Origin of the sequence: Enterobacter sp. CM29 (genome assembly GCF_013179605.1) — a bacterium.
Taxonomy (GTDB): Bacteria; Pseudomonadota; Gammaproteobacteria; order Enterobacterales; family Enterobacteriaceae; genus Enterobacter; species Enterobacter intestinihominis.
Map to the genome: position 1 here is coordinate 1 of NZ_JABMCU010000377.1, position 905 is coordinate 905.

Below are 905 nucleotides of genomic sequence, written 5' to 3' on the forward strand. Positions count from 1 at the left end.
TAAAGATTGCTGCCGGAAAAGTTGCAGGTATGTGACGTACCCCTCAATACCTTAGTAACGGAAGCGGTTATTACGCTGATAAGTCGGCAGTTTTGGTGATTTAATCGCCCGTATGGCCCATACCACCGCAATCGCCAGAAGTAACCACGGCAAGAGTTTAATCGTCAGGGCAAATAATCCGCCGACAAACATCACCACCGTGGCCACAACGAGCGCGGCCAGAATACCGAGCAGCGACACGCCCGTGACCATCAGCATGATAAAGAAGCCAATCACAAAAAGTAGTTCCAGCATGGTGCTCTCCCACGAGTTCCCGAATGATGCTGCGATCATTACAAGAATCATGCCAAAAATAAGTTGTTGTTCTGAAAGCAAAACGCCCCGCAATGTGTTGCAGGGCGTGGCGTATTTGACCATCTTTTAGCGAAATTTAACGTTTGTCCGCAACCAGACGCAGCGCGTGTTCCAGTACCTCAATATCCGCACCGGCTTTATGCGCGTTCTCGCTGAGATAACGACGCCACTGACGCGCACCAGGAATGCCCTGGAACAGGCCAAGCATATGGCGGGTAATGTGGCCCAGATACGTACCATGACTCAGCTCGCGCTCAATGTACGGATACATGGCGCGCACTACGGCCACGGGATCGGTGTCAGCACCCTCAACGCCAAAGATTTCCCGGTCAACCGTCGCCAGAATGCCCGGATTCTGATACGCCTCGCGTCCGACCATCACGCCATCCATATGTTCGAGGTGCGCTTTGGCCTCGTCCAGCGACTTAATACCGCCATTGATCGACATGGTCAGGTGTGGGAAGTCGCGTTTCAGCTGGTACACGCGCGGGTAGTCCAGCGGCGGGATCTCGCGGTTTTCTTTCGGGCTGAGGCCTGAGAGCCAGGCTTTA

The 905-nt window shown here is 53.8% G+C and carries 2 protein-coding genes; both read right to left on the reverse strand.

What is annotated here, in order from left to right; all coding sequences use genetic code 11:
- Window positions 1-51 precede the first annotated feature (51 nt).
- Window positions 52-294, reverse strand: coding sequence for an envelope stress response protein PspG (gene pspG, locus HP459_RS23160; protein WP_017382623.1), 243 nt, complete (start codon window positions 292-294; stop codon window positions 52-54).
- Window positions 295-430: 136 nt separating this feature from the next.
- Window positions 431-905 (reverse strand): tRNA-dihydrouridine synthase (locus tag HP459_RS23165; RefSeq protein ID WP_171936952.1); only part of this gene is annotated, 475 nt, incomplete at its 5' end.

What these genes read in the sequence shown, in the direction of transcription:
- pspG (WP_017382623.1), bottom strand. Translation starts at nt 294, where the DNA reads ATGCTGGAACTACTTTTTGTGATTGGCTTCTTTATCATGCTGATGGTC.